General features: G+C 68.7%; 13 protein-coding genes. 11 read left to right on the forward strand and 2 right to left on the reverse strand.

Annotated elements, in window-relative coordinates:
- The first annotated feature begins 26 nt into the window (after positions 1-26).
- The 9 genes from eccCa (at position 27) to ACQP09_RS10690 (ending at position 12,453) form a co-directional block, all read left to right on the forward strand.
- Positions 27-4,013, forward strand: a complete 3,987-nt coding sequence (eccCa, locus tag ACQP09_RS10650) for a type VII secretion protein EccCa (RefSeq protein WP_433397905.1) — start codon at positions 27-29, stop codon at positions 4,011-4,013.
- 79 nt (positions 4,014-4,092) lie between these two features.
- Entirely contained in the window at positions 4,093-5,535 is a 1,443-nt protein-coding gene (locus ACQP09_RS10655) for a DUF6177 family protein (protein ID WP_433397907.1), read from the forward strand.
- Positions 5,536-5,666: 131 nt separating this feature from the next.
- Positions 5,667-5,999, forward strand: coding sequence for a hypothetical protein (locus ACQP09_RS10660; protein ID WP_432149067.1), 333 nt, complete (start codon positions 5,667-5,669; stop codon positions 5,997-5,999).
- A 60-nt stretch (positions 6,000-6,059) separates the two neighbouring features.
- Positions 6,060-6,368 carry a pore-forming ESAT-6 family protein gene (locus ACQP09_RS10665; protein WP_432149066.1) on the forward strand — a complete coding sequence of 103 codons (309 nt, stop codon included), beginning with the start codon at positions 6,060-6,062 and terminating at the stop codon, positions 6,366-6,368.
- A gap of 79 nt (positions 6,369-6,447) precedes the next feature.
- Positions 6,448-6,873 (forward strand): DUF6507 family protein, encoded by a 426-nt coding sequence (locus ACQP09_RS10670; RefSeq protein WP_433397910.1) that lies wholly within the window; start codon positions 6,448-6,450, stop codon positions 6,871-6,873.
- Positions 6,870-9,965 (forward strand): hypothetical protein, encoded by a 3,096-nt coding sequence (locus tag ACQP09_RS10675; protein WP_433397912.1) that lies wholly within the window; start codon positions 6,870-6,872, stop codon positions 9,963-9,965. Before ACQP09_RS10670 ends, ACQP09_RS10675 begins: the two co-directional genes overlap by 4 nt.
- A complete protein-coding gene (locus tag ACQP09_RS10680) occupies positions 9,962-10,816 on the forward strand; it encodes an immunity 49 family protein (protein ID WP_433397914.1) in 855 nt (284 codons plus the stop codon). The genes ACQP09_RS10675 and ACQP09_RS10680 overlap by 4 nt, the downstream gene beginning before the upstream one ends.
- A gap of 216 nt (positions 10,817-11,032) precedes the next feature.
- Positions 11,033-11,593 (forward strand): hypothetical protein, encoded by a 561-nt coding sequence (locus tag ACQP09_RS10685; RefSeq protein WP_433397916.1) that lies wholly within the window; start codon positions 11,033-11,035, stop codon positions 11,591-11,593.
- Positions 11,590-12,453, forward strand: a complete 864-nt coding sequence (locus ACQP09_RS10690; RefSeq protein ID WP_433397918.1) for an immunity 49 family protein — start codon at positions 11,590-11,592, stop codon at positions 12,451-12,453. Before ACQP09_RS10685 ends, ACQP09_RS10690 begins: the two co-directional genes overlap by 4 nt.
- Before the next feature lie 69 nt (positions 12,454-12,522).
- Here the strand turns inward: ACQP09_RS10690 and ACQP09_RS10695 are convergent, their stop codons facing one another.
- Entirely contained in the window at positions 12,523-13,008 is a 486-nt protein-coding gene (locus tag ACQP09_RS10695; protein ID WP_433397920.1) for an SUKH-3 domain-containing protein, read from the reverse strand.
- A gap of 17 nt (positions 13,009-13,025) precedes the next feature.
- On the opposite strand from ACQP09_RS10695, the gene ACQP09_RS10700 reads away from it, so the two are divergent.
- Complete coding sequence (locus tag ACQP09_RS10700) at positions 13,026-13,421, forward strand: hypothetical protein (RefSeq protein WP_433397922.1); 396 nt, start codon at positions 13,026-13,028, stop codon at positions 13,419-13,421.
- A gap of 44 nt (positions 13,422-13,465) precedes the next feature.
- Here the strand turns inward: ACQP09_RS10700 and ACQP09_RS10705 are convergent, their stop codons facing one another.
- On the reverse strand, positions 13,466-14,029 hold the full coding sequence (locus ACQP09_RS10705; protein WP_433397924.1) for a hypothetical protein: 564 nt from the start codon (positions 14,027-14,029) through the stop codon (positions 13,466-13,468).
- A 746-nt stretch (positions 14,030-14,775) separates the two neighbouring features.
- Here ACQP09_RS10705 and ACQP09_RS10710 point away from each other — a divergent pair.
- Positions 14,776-16,980 carry an acyltransferase family protein gene (locus ACQP09_RS10710; protein WP_433397926.1) on the forward strand — a complete coding sequence of 735 codons (2,205 nt, stop codon included), beginning with the start codon at positions 14,776-14,778 and terminating at the stop codon, positions 16,978-16,980.
- Positions 16,981-17,111 lie beyond the last annotated feature (131 nt).

Here is a 17,111-nt window from a genome sequence, read left to right on the forward strand (position 1 = left end):
CCGACCGCGAACGCCGGACGAGGCCGATGACCACCCGACTGATCCACCGCCCCGCCCGGACCACCCGCCCGCCGGCCGTGCCCGCGCCCCGCACCATCGAGGCCCCGCCGAACCTCCCCGAGGGCAAGGCGGGCAACATCGCGATGTCGCTGCTGCCGGTCGCCGGGGTCATGTCGTCCGTCGTGATGATGACCGTCGTCCGCAACAGCCAGTTCGCCGCGCTGGGCGCGATCATCCTCGTGGTCACCGTCATCGGGTCCGTCGCCCTGCTCTTCTCGCAGCGCGGCAAGGCCCAGCGCACCCGCCGCACGCAGCGCGAGGCCTATCTCGCCTATGTGGAGGAACTGCGCGAAGAGCTGTCGGCCGAGGAGCGAGAGCGGCGTGAGCGGGCGGACGTGCTGAACCCGCCGCCGTACGCCCTGTACGACATCGTGCGCGACCCGGCGCGCCTCTGGGAGCGGCGGCGGGTCGACGACGACTTCCTGCGGGTGCGGGTCGGCACCGGTGAGATGCCCGTACGGGATCTGCAGATAGCCGAGCCGGGGTCGTCGGTGCTCACGCCCCCGGACCTGTTCATGCTCAACGAGGCCTCGGCGCTGGTGAAACGGTTCCGCAACGGCACCGAACTGCCGCTCACCGTCCCGCTGGACCGGATCGGCAACGTCAGCGTGATCGGACCCCGTGAGGACTGCCTGCGGGTGGCCCGCGCGCTGCTCGTCCAGGCCGCCGCGCTGCACGCCCCCGACGACGTGGCCATCGCCCTGGCGGCGCCCGGTGACCGGATGGCCGACTGGGAGTGGGCCAAGTGGCTGCCGCATCTGCTCGACACCGAGCAGTTCGACGGCCCGGTCGCCGCCCGCCGCATCGCCCCCTCCGCACCTCAGCTCGCCCGGCAGCTCGGCCCGGAGCTGCGCCGCCGGGCCTCCTACGCGGCCGAGGTCCGCCGCGGCCTGGCCGGACGGGACGCGCTGTCCATGAACTCCCGGCTGCTCGTCGTCACCGACGGGCACGGTGAGGACGCCGTCGACCTGCCGCGCCCGGACGACGCCGTCGGCCTGAGCGAGATGGGCGTCACCGTGCTGCACCTGCTGGAGCGGCGGGTGCAGGAGCCGGGGCAGGTCAGCGTACGGATCACCGTCGACGGCACCGACGTGGCCATCGAGGACCTCAGGGCCCCGGAACCCCTGGAGGCGCACGGCACGGTGGACGAGGCCGGGATCCCGTTCGCGGAGGGCCTGGCCCGGATGCTCGCGCCGCTGCGCCTGTCCGCCGAGTCCCTGGCCGACGCGCCGCTCTCCGGGCCGGTGGAGTTCGCGGCGATGCTCGGCATCGACGACGTGGCCCGGCTCGACCTGGACCGGCTGTGGGCGCCGCGCGGCGAACGTGCCTTCCTCCGCGTCCCGATCGGCATCAGCGACTCCCACGAGCCGGTGCTCCTGGACCTCAAGGAGTCCTCGGAGCTGGGGATGGGCCCGCACGGCCTGTGCGTCGGCGCGACCGGCTCGGGGAAGTCGGAGCTGCTGCGGACGCTCGTCCTCGCTCTGGTGGCCACGCATCCGCCGGAGGAGCTGGCGCTGGTGCTGGTCGACTACAAGGGCGGGGCGACCTTCGCCCCGTTCGCCGACCTGCCGCACGTGGCAGGGGTCATCACCAACCTGGAGAACCAGGCGGGGCTCGTCGAGCGCGTCCACTCCTCGCTGGCCGGTGAGGTCAAGCGGCGCCAGCAGGCGCTCAAGGACGCGGGGAACGTCGCCGACATCGGGGACTACGCGGCCCTGCGCGCCGAGAAGCGGCCGGACCTGGACCCGCTGCCGCACCTGTTCGTGGTGATCGACGAGTTCGGTGAACTGCTCACCGCCAAGCCGGACTTCATCGACCTGTTCCTCTCCGTCGGCCGGATCGGCCGGTCCATCGGCGTCCACCTGCTGCTCTCCAGCCAGCGCATCGAGGGCGGCAAGCTCAAGGGGCTTGACACCTACCTCTCGTACCGGCTCGGGCTGCGGACCTTCTCCGCCGACGAGTCCCGTACGGTCCTGGACACCACGGACGCGTTCCACCTGCCTCCGCTGCCCGGCTTCGGCTATCTGAAGGTCGACACGAGCCATTACGCCCGCTTCAAGGCCGGTTACGTGTCGGGGGGTTACCGCGGTCCGGTCCGCAGCACCGAGGCCGAGGAGACCGGTCCGCTCGCGCTCCCGTACGAGGCGTTCAACACCCTGGCCGGACCGGACGAGGTACAGCAGAGCGCCGAACCGGCCTCGCGGCGCCGCGAGACGGGCCCGACGGAACTCGGCGTCATGGTGGACCAGTTGACCGGCGCCGCGCCGCCCGTACGGAGCATCTGGCTGCCCCCGCTGCCGACGGCCACCGCGCTGGACACGGTCGCCGGTCCGCTGGACATCGGTCCGCACGGGATGCGGCTCGCCGGAGCCGGGCCGTCGGGCAGGCCGCTGCGCGTCCCGGTCGGCCTGCTGGACGACCCGGCCAAGCAGTGGCAGGGCCAGTGGTTCCTGGACCTCACGGTGGCGGGCGGCCACGTGGCCGTGATCGGCGGCCCCCAGTCCGGCAAGACGACGTTCCTGCGCACCCTGGTCCTCTCCCTCGCGCTGACCCACACACCGCGCGAGGTCGGCGTCTACGGCCTCGACCTCGTCGGCGGCGGCCTCCAGGCGCTCTCGGGGCTGCCGCACGTCGGCGGCATCGCGGGCCGCGCCGACCGGGAGCGGGCCGCACGCACCGTCGAGGAGGTCCGCACCATGCTCGCGCTGCGCGAGGACCTCTTCCGGGAGCACGGCATCGACTCGGTCGAGCAGCTGCGCACCCTGCACGCGGCCGACCGCCTGCCCGAGCTGGCGTCGGCCGAGATCCTGCTCGTCATCGACGGATTCGGCGCGCTCCGCGACGACTTCGACGAGCTGGACGACGCGATCGCCGACATCCTCAAACGCGGTGGCGGTTACGGCATCCACGTCGTCGCGGGCATGCTGCGCTGGAACGACGTACGGATCGCCACCCAGTCGAACTTCGGCACCCGCGTCGAGCTGCGGCTGAACGACCCCAGCGAGTCCAGCATCGACCGCAAGCTCGCCGAGACCCTGTCGCCGGACGAGCCCGGCCGCGTCCTCACCGACGGCAAGCTCTTCGCGCAGGTGGCCCTCCCCCGCACGGACGGAACGGCCGACGTGACGGATCTCGGCGCGGTCCTGGAGCGTACGGCCCGCTCGGTACGGGCCACCTGGAGCGGCGAAGTGGCCCAGCCGGTAAGGGTGTTGCCGCACATCCTGGAGCCGCACTCGCTGCCGGGACCGGCGGCCGAGCCCACCCGCGTACCGATCGGGCTCGACCAGTCGGCGCTCGCGCCCGTGCTCCTGGACCTGTTCCGGCACGACCAGCACCTGCTGGTGCTCGGGGACAGCGAGTGCGGCAAGACGAACCTGCTGCGGACGGTGGCGCACGGCCTCATCGACCGTTACGGCGAGGACGAGTTGGTGTTCGCGGTGATGGACCCGCGGCGCTCGCTGCGCGGCGTGGTCCCGGAGGAGTTCAACGGCGGCTACGCCTACAACCCCAAGCTGTGCATGGGCCTTTCGATGGGCATCGCCACCGAACTGGAGAAGCGGCTGCCCGACGAGAACGCCCGCCTGGAGGACCTGGAGCCGGGCAACTGGGGCAAGGGTCCGCGGATCGTCGTGCTCGTCGACGACTACGACGTCCTGACGACCGCCGGACAGTCCCCGCTGGCCGCGTTCCTCCCGTACATCCCCTCGGCGGTGGACATCGGCCTCCACTTCGTCCTGACGCGCCGGGTCGCCGGTGCGTCGCGCGGCATGTACGAGCCGCTGGTGCAGGGGCTGCGGGAGTCCGGGGCGTCGGCGCTGCTGATGGCGGGCGACCGCAGCGAGGGCCAGCTGTTCCCCGGCGTGTACGCCTCCCAACAGGCGCCGGGCCGTGGCGTGTTCATCCGCCGGGGCCAGCCGAACCGCCTGATCCAGACGGTGTACGCGCCGAGATGACGTACACCGCCGCCGGGCCCATGACCGCCTCCGTGACCGCCTCCCGCCGCCGAACGACGAAGGACCGGACGACCACCCCATGACCAAGGACGTCATCGCCCTCACCTCCAAGATGCCCGACCCGTGGGCCGTACTGGCGGGCCTGCTCTCCGGCGGCCCGGACAAGCTGGTGGGCACGCGCGGGGAGGGCGCGGTGATCCAGCTCTGCGACCCCGAGGGCCGGCCGCTCGTCTCCGTGGAGGCGCCGCTGCTGGTCTCCGTCGAGGGCGAGGCCGAGCGGCTGCTCGGGACGACGGCGCCTCCGGTCCCGTACTGGTGGACGGAGGCGCGCGCCACCACGGGTGTCGCGGAGGCGGAAGCGCTCGCGGGCACGTTCGCGACCCGGCTCGCCTCGCTGGTGGGCGGCTCCGCCTGGCCCCCGGACGCGGCCGGCTCGCTCGCGGTGGTGAAGACCGACGGTGTGAGCGTCGCCCCGGAGCCCGCCGCCGCGCAGCCCGCGATCGACGTCCTCACCGAGCGGGTCGCGGTCGTCATCCAGGACCGCCCGGTGGTGGCGATGACGGCGTGGCTCTCCGACGCCTTCCGGGCGGCGGCCGAGGCGGGCCTCGGCCTCCAGGTCGTCAGCCCGGCGGGCACCACGCTCTCCCCCGCTGTACGGGACGCCCTGGGCGGCTGGCCGTCGCGCTGGATCGTGCAGGACGAGCGGGACGGGTACTACGACGGTCTGACCGGTGCCGTACTGCGCTGGCAGGACGGCATGTTCGCGCCGGTCGCCTCGCCCGACGCGACGGAGGACGATCCGCGCACCCCGGTGGCGGCGACCTTCCAGGAGGTCCGGGACACCGGCGAACGCCAACTCGCCCTGACCTTCCGCATGGTGCACCCGGCGGACGAACGGCTGGTGCTGGGCGGCGGGCTGGAGACCGTGTGGCGGGAGCTGACGGGCGAGCCGCCGGCCGGCTGGGGCACATCGGAACCGGCGACCCTCCCGTGGTCGCCGCGCCGGCTGACCGACGTGGCGCACGAGCGGGCGCCGGAGCCGACCTGGTTCGTCGTGGTCGGCCACCGGGACCGGCCGGCCATCGCCACCGTACGGATCACGCGTACGGAGGCGGGGGTGGAGGAGCACGTCACGCTCGCGTTCGGCTACGGCGGCGGCTCCAGCTCCGGCTCCGGCTCCGGCGAGGAACTGCCCCTGGACGCCCTGCCCGCCGCCGCCGAGGCGCTCGCCACCCGCCACCACCTGCAGTCGATGCTCGTACAACTTCGCAAAGCACGACGCGATGTGGCCGTGCCGCCGCGCTTCGAGGGCCCCGGGGTCCCGCTGGCCTTCGTGCTGGGCGCCGAGGAGGTCCGCACGATGCCCGGGGACCGGGCCCGTCGCACACCGCTGGCCGAACAGCCGGTGACACTCGGCCCGAGGACCCGGCCCGCGCTGTACTACCCGCTGCCCGGTGACCCTTCGGACCTGTCCGGCTGGCAGGAGTACGAGCGGCTGATACGCCACCTCAAGGGCGCGTAGGACGAGGTATCCGATGTCATGGATTGGTCACAACGCCACTCTGGCCGATTGCAGATTGCAGTCGTGACGTAAGGATTGATAGACATGAATCCGAACACTCATACGTTCGTTCGAGGTGTTGGGGGAAGACGATGAAGTTCGACATGGGGGCCTCGGTCCTTTCCACGCTGATCTCGCATTCACAGGGCGCGAGTACGGACCTGGGGACGCTGATCCGGCAGCTCATCGCGGCGGCCGAGCCGCTGGAGGGCAAGTTCAACGGAGCGGGGAAGGTCGCGTTCGACGACTTCAAGAGCCGCTCGGACGAGATCACCGCGGCGCTGAACGCTTCGCTGTCGGGGATCCTGGGCGGCCAGTCCGGGATGGACGCGGCGTTCGGTTCGGGTGACCAGGAGCAGGGCGAGAACGCGAAGGCGCAGATGGCTTCGGCCAATTTCGACGCGGCGCGTTTCGGCGGCCGTTGAGCCTGCCGGACCGCAGGATTTCGGATTTCACCACGGTTTCACCACGGGGAGTGATGGTTGATGGGTAGCACGGACCGGCGTTCGTACGACACGGGTGCCTCTACGGAGGTCCAGGGCAATATCCAGCTGGTGATCGCGCAGTTGGAACAGGTGATCACGGCGCGGGACACGCAGGTGAAGGCGGCGATGAACGATTTCGCGGCCGACGGTGTGGCGGATGAGTACCACGGCAAGGAGCTGCGGTGGAACGCGACCTCGCAGGAGGTCAGGAACATCATCCAGTTGCTGCGGACGACGCTGGAGAAGAACGACGGGACCGCCTCGCAGACGCTGGCGCGCGCGAAGGCGGCGGTCGACGGCATCGGCTGACCCGGGGACCGGTGTGAGCCGGTGACGGGTGGTCCGGGGTCTGTTCCAGGGAGCCAGGAAGTACGGGGGTGGGGCGTCGGTGTCGGCGTGGGATATCAAGCCGCAGGGTGTGCAGGGTCAGTTGAAGGTCGTCGGCACGCATGCCGGTGATCTGGAGAAGGCGCTCAGCGCGTTCATGACGGACCTGTCGGAGGCGGCGCAGGCGGCGGGGACGGCGGTGCCGGGCACGGCGGCCAGTACGCCGCTGCAAGGACCGGTGGCGCCGGGGCAGGCGCCGTTGTCGCAGGCGGCGATGGGCCCGGTGGCGGCCGCTCTGGGACAGTACGCGCAGGCGCGGCAGACCCAGTTGAAGTCGATGGCGGAGCGGATCCAGGCGGCGGTGCTCGGGGCGGCGACGGCGACCAACGAGTACGTCGAGGGCGATCTGGACACCGCCAAGCAGGCGCAGGACGCGGCGAAGTCGGTCCGTCTGGACCTGCTCAAGGACATGGGGGCCGGCAAGTGAGCGAGGACCGACCGGTCAACCTGGAGGGCATACCGGTCTTCACCGGGAACCTCGCGCTGCTCGACACCAAGGTGACCGCGCTGACCAAGGACGGGGCGAAGATCGCCTCGGCCGCGGCCGACATCCACAGCAGCTTCGGCGGCCTGCAGGCCTTCTACAAGGCGCCCGAGGCCGACCAGCTGTTCGCGACGACGAAGCCGGTGGCCGACCGCGGGACCTCGCTCAAGGCGGACCTGGCCACCATCACCGGCGCGCTGAGCACCTACTCCGACGACGCCCACCCGCTGGTGGAGAAGCTGAAGCGGCTCAAGCGGGACGCGGGCGCCTTCCTCGTCAAGGTGAACGCGGACGACAAGTGGCGCGAGGACGGCGACCTGGTCGAGGAGAACAACAACCGCCGTGCCGAGATCGCCGAGACCTGGGCCGCGTTCCAGGCGGTGGAACGCGCCTGCCACAACAAGATCATCACCTTGGTGCCGGGCGGCGAGCAGCTCAAGGTGGACGACGGTTCCGGCGGCAAGGGCATGTACGGCTACGACGCCGAGGCCCTGAAGCACGCCAAGGGCCTGCCGTGGGGCGACCCGGTGAAGGAGTCGACGCCCTGGTACCACGTCCACGAACACCTCTGGGACTTCGGCAAGGGCGTCGTCGTCGACGGCGTCTGGGGCACGATCAAGGGCCTGGGCACCCTGGTCGGCACCGACGGCTGGGAGTCCATGAAGCAGGCCTGGACCGGCCTGGCCAAGCTGGCCACGGGCATCGTCATCTCCGCCACCCCGCTGGCAGCCGCGTTCTGGCTGGCACCCGAGGACAAACTTCCCTCCTGGCTGCGGGACTCACGCACCGCGATGAAGGAGACCGGGAAGGCGCTGCTGGCCTGGGACCAGTGGAGCGAGAACCCCTCACGCGCGGCGGGCGCGGTCACCTTCAACGTGGTGACCACCGTCTTCACCGGCGGCGCGGGCGGCGCTGTCGCCGGCGGCGGCAAGGCGGCACTCGCCGCGAAGGCCCTGTCCTTCGCGGGCAAGGCGGGCCGGGCCATCGACCCGATGACGTACCTCTTCAAGGGCGCGGGCGCGGGCCTGACGAAGATCAGCGACGTGATGGCCGGCCTCAAGGGCATGGGCACCATCGAGATCCCCACCCTCCCCCCGGGCGCGATCACGCTCCCGGACGGCGGGTTCAAGCTGGCCGACGGCACCCTGCACCTGCCCGAAGGCGCGGCCATCCCGGACGGCGCGTTCGAGATCCCGAAGGGCGCGGTCAAACTCCCCGACGGCACGGACATCCCCGCCGGAGCGGTCGACCTCGGCGACGGCGTGGTCCGCCTCCCCGACGGCATGGCCCCGCCCGCGGGCTCCCTGCCGATACCGGAGGGCGCCCTCAAACTCCCCGAAGGCACCACCGCTCTGCCCGGGAACACGGTCAGGCTGACCGACATGGACGGCAACACCGTCCACATCGACGCCGAAGGAAACCTCCTCAAGGAGGACGGCACCCTCCAGCAACACCACTCCGCCGCCCCCGGAAACAACCCGACGGACGGCGCCCCCATCAGGACGGACACAGACACCCCACTCCCCCGCACCCCCGCCGAGGAATCGGCCCTGGTCGGCGCGGGCGCCCGCACCGGCGGCGACAGCATCCGCCTGGGCTCGGACTTCGGCGACACGGGCCGACTCGGCGACGACGCACTCCGTACGGGCGACAACGCAACGGGCCCCGACAGGACACCGGGCGGCACCGCGAACAACGTCCCAGGCGGCACCGCGAACAACCTCCCGGGCGGCTCGGCCCCGGACAACCTGCCGACCAACAGCCTGGACACCAGCAGCCCTAGCAGCGCCGGAAGAGGACAGGCCGGAGAGAACACAAGCGGCGGAGGGCACTCGTCCAGCACGGCTGACTCCTCGTCCGCGGCCGGGGGCGGCCGCGATCTGCCAGGCGGATCCACGATAGACAACGGCTCAGGCGGCACGAACTCTCCCGAAGCCGGCGGGCCTGACGCACCTGGGTCGGCGGTTGATGATGCGGTCAGCACGGCAGATGAAGCAAGCCGCGCTGGCGATGGCGTGACACCTGGGGGCGCACACACACTTGGCCCGAGCCGCGCTGCCGAGCCTCCGAGCTTCATGAGGCAGGGAGACAATCCGTATGGTCCCCCCGGCTCTCTCACCGCAGATCAGATCAAAGAAATTCAGGTCTACCGAGCGAACTATGAGGAGGGTTACTTCAAAGAATACTATGAGAAGCGCGGGCACCGTAGCGATGTGGACGCCCCTGATGAGAGTGGCTTCCCTCCGCCACAGTTGATCAAGGATCCGGCCAATCCACGTGTGTGGATGCCGAAAGACAACGCTCCGCCAGCATTTCCAGCAAAGTATCACCCGGACTGGCACCGCGCAGGAACCGCCGACGACCTCACCGGGACACCGGTGAGGTCGACCATGGACGACGCCGCCGCCTACCGACACAAGTCGGTGGCGGCCGACAACGTGCACCACGATCCGCTCACCAAGGCGAAAAAAGCGTGGGAAGCCAGTAGAACGCCCGAGAGCAAGGCAATCTACGATGTCCTGAGGTCAAAACACGCACCGTTCCACGACACCATGACAAAGGCCACGGAGGCGTATGGCGAATCCGTCGCCCGCCATCACCTCATCCCCAAGTACTACGAGGGGGCAAAATGGGAACCCACGGCCGGCCCAAGGAATGGCAATAACCAATTTGACCAGGTGTGGCGCCTCAAGGACGGCAACAGCTTTGTCATCATAGAGGCAAAAAGCGATGTCAAGACGGGTGTCAACGAGAGAACGCTTCCCAGCGGATACAAGGCCAGGCAAGGTTCTCGCGAATACTTGCTCGACATCATGAATGAAATGTGGAAGAGGGCGGAAAGCGGAGATTCCGCCGAGCTCCTTCTGTATACTGACCTGAAGAAGGCTCTCATTGCGGACAAAATTGAGTACATAATCGTCAAGGGTGTGTCCGAGGGGCCGAATTACGGCGGTTTCAAGAGTCGAAAATTCAACATAGGAACATTCAAGGAGGGAGATTTCCCCTTTGAACTACCCAACAGGAGTGACTCATGACGGTGACGGTAGGTCGGCACGCGGTCCCTCAGATCGAGGAGCAGGCAACCGAGCGCCTTAGCGAAGAGCTTGAAAGAAGCATCCAGAACCTTGATGCCTCTCCTGCGATTTTCGGCATGGCATGGAACGAAGCAGTCCTGCAGATGCAGGTACACCAAGCCCTCAACCCAAGAGGTAATCGTTTCGCTACGTGGGACGCCACCGTCTCGGCCATGCAGGTTGGCACGGCGGCCTTCGCCGCCGCCAGCACCACCGAAGGCCAGATCGAAACACGCATCGATCACGAGATGCGGACCATCAACGCTACGGGCCCTCAATTCTACGCGAATGCGGGTAACTGGCTCACCTCATTGTGGCTTGTCCTCGTCTGCCGGGATGAGCAACGGATGGTCCAGATGTGCCAGGTCCCACTCGATCTCCTTCGAGCATCCGGCGCCGAAGGTGATGAATATGTATTCCACTGGGTAGATGCTTTGCAAACATACTGGCAGGAGCGACCAGGGCTGCCGGAGAAACTCACGGCTGCGATCGAGCAGTCTCACCCCGACATCGCCACCATCGCGCCACGCGACCTTCTTCAGAATGTGCTGTACCCGCCGATCAACCTGTTCTACAAGTTTTTCCGCAAAGACCACGATGGCTTCAACGAAGCGCTCGTGGAAGCTCTGGAATTGCACAAGGCGTACTGGAGCGCACCGGAGCGCGCCGGGGACATCGCTGGCTTCCTCGCTCTCGGTCCGCTTGCCATCGCGTGCCTTGCCTACGATGCCGGCTTCCCGATCGAAGTCGAGTCTGACTACCTGCCCATTCGCCTCCTGGACCGCTCCTGGGTGGGCGAATTCGACACGTAATGGCGTCGAGTCGAAGGACGGTGAGCAAGTGAGTGGCCAGCATTCACGTGACGTGTCGGACCTTCTGCGAGCGATCGACTGGGATGACAACGGCGCTGCCTTCCGCCACGCCCATTCACGCTCTCTCCTCATGCGGGAGTACCTACGCCGGGGGCTCTGTGGGCCCAGGCCTACTGGGCCGAGGAGCCCTGGCCGTTCTTCGACATCGCCGAGCGCGTGGACGCCGCCATCACGACTCCACCCGATGTCGCCGTCGAACTGGAGCAACTGCTCAAGAGCCTCGCCCCAGCCTCCCTCCGCACCACCTGCCGCGGAGCCGTACGGTGGTCGGCGCTGCTGGCCGCCCACCGTGGCCTGCGGGCAGACCTGCCGGACCCGTACGAACCGCTGCTGCTCATGTACGAGCGCGGCGGCGGCTACCACTTCGGGGAGTACCTCGACCTCGACGGCGCGATGATCCCTCTGGGGGACGTGGAGAGCAACGCCTCCAGCGCTCCCTTCATCACGCTCGCCCCGATCACCCTCGACGCTCTCGACGCCGAGGGCGAGATGACGTACTTCGCGAAGATCAGCGACGGCTACCCCCGGCACAGCCCACGGGGAATCGTCCGGCGGCGCGTCGACGACGGCCGGACGCACGACGAGTCGTTCACCCGCAACCTGCGCTGGGAACCGACCGAGTACCTCAGGCTGTACGACCTCGGGCACAACGAAATCGACCACGTGCGCATCACCGAGATTGAGGCAGCCGCATTCATCGAGGGGACTCTTCCGTGACCACGACTATCGCCCGCCACAATCTGTCGGCAGGCCCCGATGCCGAACGCCTCGCGGAAGGTCTTGACGAAGACCTGATCGAGGAAATCGATGGCCTTGAGACGACCGCAGTGCTCATCGACTCGGCCTTCAGCTCCGCCCGTCTGTCTTTGCATGCCAGGTGCGTGGCAGACCCGCGAGCGTCGGCCATAGAGACGTGGGAATCCACGGTCAACGGCCTCCAGCTCGGCTCGGCGCTATTCGCGGTGACAGGTAAGCAGGACGGGTCGGTCCAATGCCGGATCAACCGAAAGCCGCGGACCATCCCGGCGACCGGACCGATGTCCACCGCCGACGCCGGTACTTGGCTCTCCGCCTTCTGGCTGGCCGTCATCTGCCGTGATCAGGACCGTATGACGCAGCTCAGCGAAATCCCGCTGGAGCGGCTGCGCTCACCGGAGGGCTCCTACGACGAGTACATCTACCGCTGGGTGGACACCCTCCAGAGCTGGTGGCTACGGCGACCGGACCTCGCGGACAAGCTCATCGCCACGGTCGAAGCGTCCGACCCCACGGTGGCACGCATCGCACCACCAGACCTCCTCCAGGCCGTGCTCTACCCGCCGATCAACCTCTTCTACCACTACGTCCGCAACAACCGGGACGGGTTCGCCCCCGCCCTCGCGGACGCACTGAAACTCCACAAGAGGTACTGGACACTCAACGAGGACCGGGCCAAAGACATCGACGGCAGCATCGCCCTGGGCCCCCTAGCCATCGCCTGCCTCGCGTACGACGCCGAATACCCCCTTGCCATCGAATCCGACTACCTCCCCAAGCACCTCCTCCAACGGACCTGGCTGGGAGAGTTCCCCACCTGACCCCACCCATAAGCCGTTGACCGCTGTGTCCCCTGGCACGAGCAGCAAGGCGGCAACCCTGGGATGAGGTCAGACGAAGTAGTCCTCCGCATCAGCCATGCCACCTCCCATGAGACTCATGATCGCCTCATATTTCTCACTCCCCAGGTAGTAAGCGCCCGTGTGATGCGAGAAGAAGAACCGACCGGACTCATCCATGAGCAGCGTAGATCCGTCGTAGGTGTCATATCCGACAGGGAAGAGTTCGGTTCTGAGCTCCATTGCCAGTTGCGCCACCTCTTCGGCATCCCCAGCGAATACGAGGTGCGGAGTGAACACGGCAAAGTTCTCAGGTGCCGTATCGATGACGGCCCGAAGGAACGCGTGCTCGCGAATGAAGGCCAGCGCTGCGGCTGAAGGCTCGATGTCGATGCCGTAGGCACGATAGCGTTCGACAACGGCAGCGACAGCACCGGTGGACTCGTCCCGAACGTCGCGCCCTGCGTACCATCCAGCTTCGGTAAGCCACGTGTCCACTTCATCGGGCGTGGAAAGTATCGGCATTGTCATCCTCATCCGGGAGGTCCTTGAGCATGATCGACAAGGATCAGTGTAAAAGAGCGTTCTGCCCCGGCAGGGGTGTTCGGCAAGGCAGTGCTGCCGTGGATGATTGCGAAGTGTTGGTTCACGTGGAGGCAGTGGGGCAGGTCGCCGACGGGCGCGCAATGGTTCGGGTACGCTCGGAGGCGGGTGCCGCCGCGGCGTTCTGGTGCGGCGATCCGGCGGGAGTGGGCCGCAAGCATTTTGTGGAGTGGACCGTTGAGGAGGACGTGGCCTGGGGCGGCAACACTCGACCGGCCACTTCATTTTCACCCGGGGTGGATGAGGAGGAAGGCGGTCGGATCGTCTTCCGAGGGCGGCTGGGTCTGACGGGCGATGGTGGAGCCGGCCTGGTGTTACGCGTTGCGTACGCCTCGGACGGTCACTGACGCACAACTCAGTGACCGCTCCTTCATCGCAGACGACCGAACAGTCAGGACCGACGACTCTCTGTCGCTTTGTGGCCGAGCAGAATCGCCTGTTCCCTCTTCAGCCGTGTGAATCGATCGCGGGTGTAATCCATCAACTCCCGCCCCGGGAAAGGTATGACCGACAGGTGCTCCTCGTAGCGCCCCTGTGCCCATCGCGCAGCCGTGATCTCGTAACCGGAGACGTGGGCGCAGAGTTGGAGCAGGGCCGGGGGCATCTCCTGTTCGATGAGGAGATCCGCCTTGGTGACCACCACGTCCCGCATCGCCTGGATGTTGGGGAGGAAGACCGTGCCGGCCCACGTGCGCCACTCGGCGAGTTCCCGTTCCGTGGGTGGTATGTCGTGATCGAAGGGATCGCGGCCGTCGGGTCGGGCATGGCGCTCGGAGAAGGTGTCATAGGTCCTGCTGTTGGCCTCCATCAGCGCGAACAGCGGACCGTAGAAGTCGCTCAACTGCAGGTTGACGCGCGCCAGACGAGCTTGCCGCTGTGCCAGTCGTACACCGTTGAGGTACGTCGCCAGGTAGCCGACGAGTGCCAGAGCGACGGTCACGATCAGAGTCGTCATGCCAGATGATGCTAGGTGGGGCCGGCCTCCGAACAGCCGGCCCCGACCCGCCCGTTCAGGTTCTCTGGGCCACCGGCGCCGGCCGTAGGTGCGGCGGAGCCCGTTTCAGGTGCCGGGCCAGGTCCTCCGGCCCCCGGGGTGAACCAGAGCAGGACGTCGTCCGAGTCCACCATCGTCGCGTGGGCCACCTCGCGGTGGGCCTGCCGGACCGGGCCTCCGTAGAACGCGTGCAGCGCCCGTGCCCCGTCATCGTCCGCCGCTCCAGGACGCCGACGGCGGCGACGCCTCGCGCCGCCGGGCTCGGATCCGCCCGCCTCACCGCCGTGCCGTCGAGCCCGGCGCACCCGAGCACAGCCCCACCCTGCCCCGGGCGCTCCGTAAAGATCACGACAATGACCATGGGAAAGAACACAGCGAAGTCCCAGGCATGGGATCGTCATACGGACATACCGGCAACCTCTCCGAGTCCGCACGCTTACGCGACACGAGCCCCGGCCTCCCTGCAAAGCGAGGTAACGGAATCGCCGCGTCACCGAAAGGCCGGAGCGCCACGACAGCGGGCCGCTGCCCAAGACGCCGCTTATGCGGCTTTCAAGGGACATGAGCTTGTCAGTGAGTGTTCCGACATGGTCCACTCTGGCGATATCGCGATGTACTGACAATCGTCATGGATCGCAGGCCGGGCCGAAGCCCGCTTCGGTCGACCGGCCCCGGAGGCGATCATCGGCGCCATCCGGTGATGCCTCATGAACAAGGAGATCCGTACGGTGCCCGTCCGCCGCCTCACGCATGCCTCGCGGCCCACGTCCGCCGACGTCCCCGGCGTCCCGCCCCAGGCCGGCCCCCACGACGGGTCGCCCGGCGATCACGGGAAGGGAGCCGCCGGGCCGGCGGGAGGCGCGGGTCTCCGGCTCGACATCCAGGGTCTGCGGGCGGTGGCCGTCACCCTCGTGGTGCTGGGGCACTCGGGGGTGACCTCCGTGGCCGGCGGATACGTCGGCGTGGACGTGTTCTTCGTCATTTCCGGCTTCCTGATCACCTCGCTGCTGCTCCGGGAGTGGAGCCGCGACGGCAAGATCTCCCTGGGCCGCTTCTACTCCCGCCGGGCGCTGCGCCTGCTGCCCGCCTCCACCCTGGTCGTGCTGGCGACGCTGGCGGGCTCCTGGCTCTTCCTGGGGCCGCTGCGCTTCGCGGACTACGCCAAGGACGCCATCGCGTCCGCCTGGTACGTCGTCAACTTCCGGCTCGCCGAGGCCGGGACCGACTACTTCAACACGGATGTGCCGCCCTCCCCGTTCCAGCACTTCTGGTCGCTGGCGGTCGAGGAGCAGTTCTATCTGGTCTGGCCGATCGTGATGATCGTCGCCCTCAAGCTGTTCCGGCGACGGGCCCTGCTCGCGATCCCGCTGGTCATCCTGGCCGGCGCCTCCTTCGCGCTGAACCTCCACCTCACCGAGACCGCTCCCTCCTGGGCCTACTTCGGTTCGCAGGGCCGGATCTGGGAGCTGGCGGTAGGCGCCCTGCTGGCTCTGGCGGCGCACCGCCTGAACGACATCCCGCGCCCGGTCGCCGCGGTCCTGAGCTGGGCCGGCCTGGCCGCCATCGCCTACGCCGCCGTCTCCTTCGACGAGGGCACGCCCTTCCCCGGCCACCACGCCGTGATCCCGGTCGCCGGCGCCGCGGCCGTCCTCGCCGGAGGTGCGGCGGCCGGCCGCTTCGGCGCGGGCGCCGTCCTCTCGCTGCGCCCCGCCGTCTGGATCGGCGGGCTCTCCTACGCCTGGTACCTGTGGCACTGGCCGCTGATCGTCATCGTGCCGGCCGCCGCCGGTTTCGGTGCGCACGACGGTCCGCTGCGGCTGATCGCCGCGCTGAGCGGCATCCTGCTCGCCTGGGGAACGCTGCACCTGGTCGAGGACCCGATGCGCTTCCACCGCGCGTTCAAGGCCCACGCCGTCCGAGGGCTCACGCTGGGGCTGGGCCTGTCGGCCGTCACGGCCCTGGTCGCGGTGCTCACCCTCCAGTACCCGCCGGTCCTGGACCAGGGCGCCGCGCGGCAGAACACCGCCAAGACGATCGCCACCGCCCCCTACCCCGGTGCCGCCCTCACCGAGTTGCTGGCACAGCCGGTGGAGAAGCTCCCGTCCAACCTCGAACCGAGCCTGCGCGAGACCGCGGACGAGCGGTCCGCGGTCTACACCGACAACTGCGCTCTCACCATGACCGGCACCAAACAGACCCAGCCCTGTCTGTACGGTGACAAGGACGCCGACCGCAGTGTGGTCCTCTTCGGCGACTCGCATGTCGCGCAGTGGTTCCCGGCGCTCGACGCGATCGCCCGCAAGCACAACTGGCGGCTCTACTCCTTCACCAAGAACGCCTGCAAGGTCTCCCAGGTCACCATCGAGTGGCAGAACGGCCCGTACTCCACCTGCGACGACTGGCGGTCGGAGACCATCAAGAAGATCCAGAAGCTGGAGCCCGAACTCGTCATCACGTCGAGCTCCAACTCCGCCAAGCTGTACGGCGAGGGCGACCTGGGCAAGGAATGGGGCAAGGGCCAGGCCGAGACGTACCGGATGCTTCAGCGCGGGCGCACCCAGGTGCTCACCCTGCTGGACAACCCCTGGCCGAAGAACAACGCGGTGGACTGCGTGGCGGTGAACCCCGACGACCTGGCGTCCTGCGCGCGCCCCGGTTCGGAGGCCGACCCGAAGCCCGAGGTCACCAAGGCGATCCGGGCCGCCGCCGCCGCCGAGGACGTCGCGCTCATCGACCCGTACAAGTGGGTCTGCGCCCCGTCGGGCACCTGCCCGGTCGTGGTCGGGAACACCCTGGTCTACCGGGACTACGGCCACCTCGCGGACGGCTACATCGAGGCCCTCACCCCGGTGGTGGAGGACGAACTGCTGCGCCTGTACGGCGAGGACCTGAGCAAGCGCCCGGGGAACTGACACCCGCGCCTCACCCGACAGGAGCGCACACGCGGCCGAGCCGGTCGTCAGGCGGCGGCCTGCGTGTGCCCGTCTGCGGTTCGGCAGTCGCGGCAGCGGCCGGGCGCGATCCGGTGGGAATGAGGGCGAAC

The organism is Streptomyces sp. CA-146814 (assembly GCF_050942385.1).
Taxonomy (GTDB): Bacteria; Actinomycetota; Actinomycetes; order Streptomycetales; family Streptomycetaceae; genus Streptomyces.

Excerpts from the sequence above, each read along its gene's own strand:
- ACQP09_RS10680 (WP_433397914.1), top strand. The coding sequence starts at position 9,962 with ATGACGGTGACGGTAGGTCGGCACGCGGTCCCTCAGATCGAGGAGCAG.
- ACQP09_RS10660 (WP_432149067.1), top strand. The coding sequence starts at position 5,667 with ATGAAGTTCGACATGGGGGCCTCGGTCCTTTCCACGCTGATCTCGCAT.
- eccCa (WP_433397905.1), top strand. The coding sequence starts at position 27 with ATGACCACCCGACTGATCCACCGCCCCGCCCGGACCACCCGCCCGCCG.
- ACQP09_RS10705 (WP_433397924.1), bottom strand. The coding sequence starts at position 14,029 with ATGACGACTCTGATCGTGACCGTCGCTCTGGCACTCGTCGGCTACCTG.
- ACQP09_RS10665 (WP_432149066.1), top strand. The coding sequence starts at position 6,060 with ATGGGTAGCACGGACCGGCGTTCGTACGACACGGGTGCCTCTACGGAG.
- ACQP09_RS10695 (WP_433397920.1), bottom strand. The coding sequence starts at position 13,008 with ATGAGGATGACAATGCCGATACTTTCCACGCCCGATGAAGTGGACACG.
- ACQP09_RS10710 (WP_433397926.1), top strand. The coding sequence starts at position 14,776 with ATGAACAAGGAGATCCGTACGGTGCCCGTCCGCCGCCTCACGCATGCC.
- ACQP09_RS10655 (WP_433397907.1), top strand. The coding sequence starts at position 4,093 with ATGACCAAGGACGTCATCGCCCTCACCTCCAAGATGCCCGACCCGTGG.
- ACQP09_RS10700 (WP_433397922.1), top strand. The coding sequence starts at position 13,026 with ATGATCGACAAGGATCAGTGTAAAAGAGCGTTCTGCCCCGGCAGGGGT.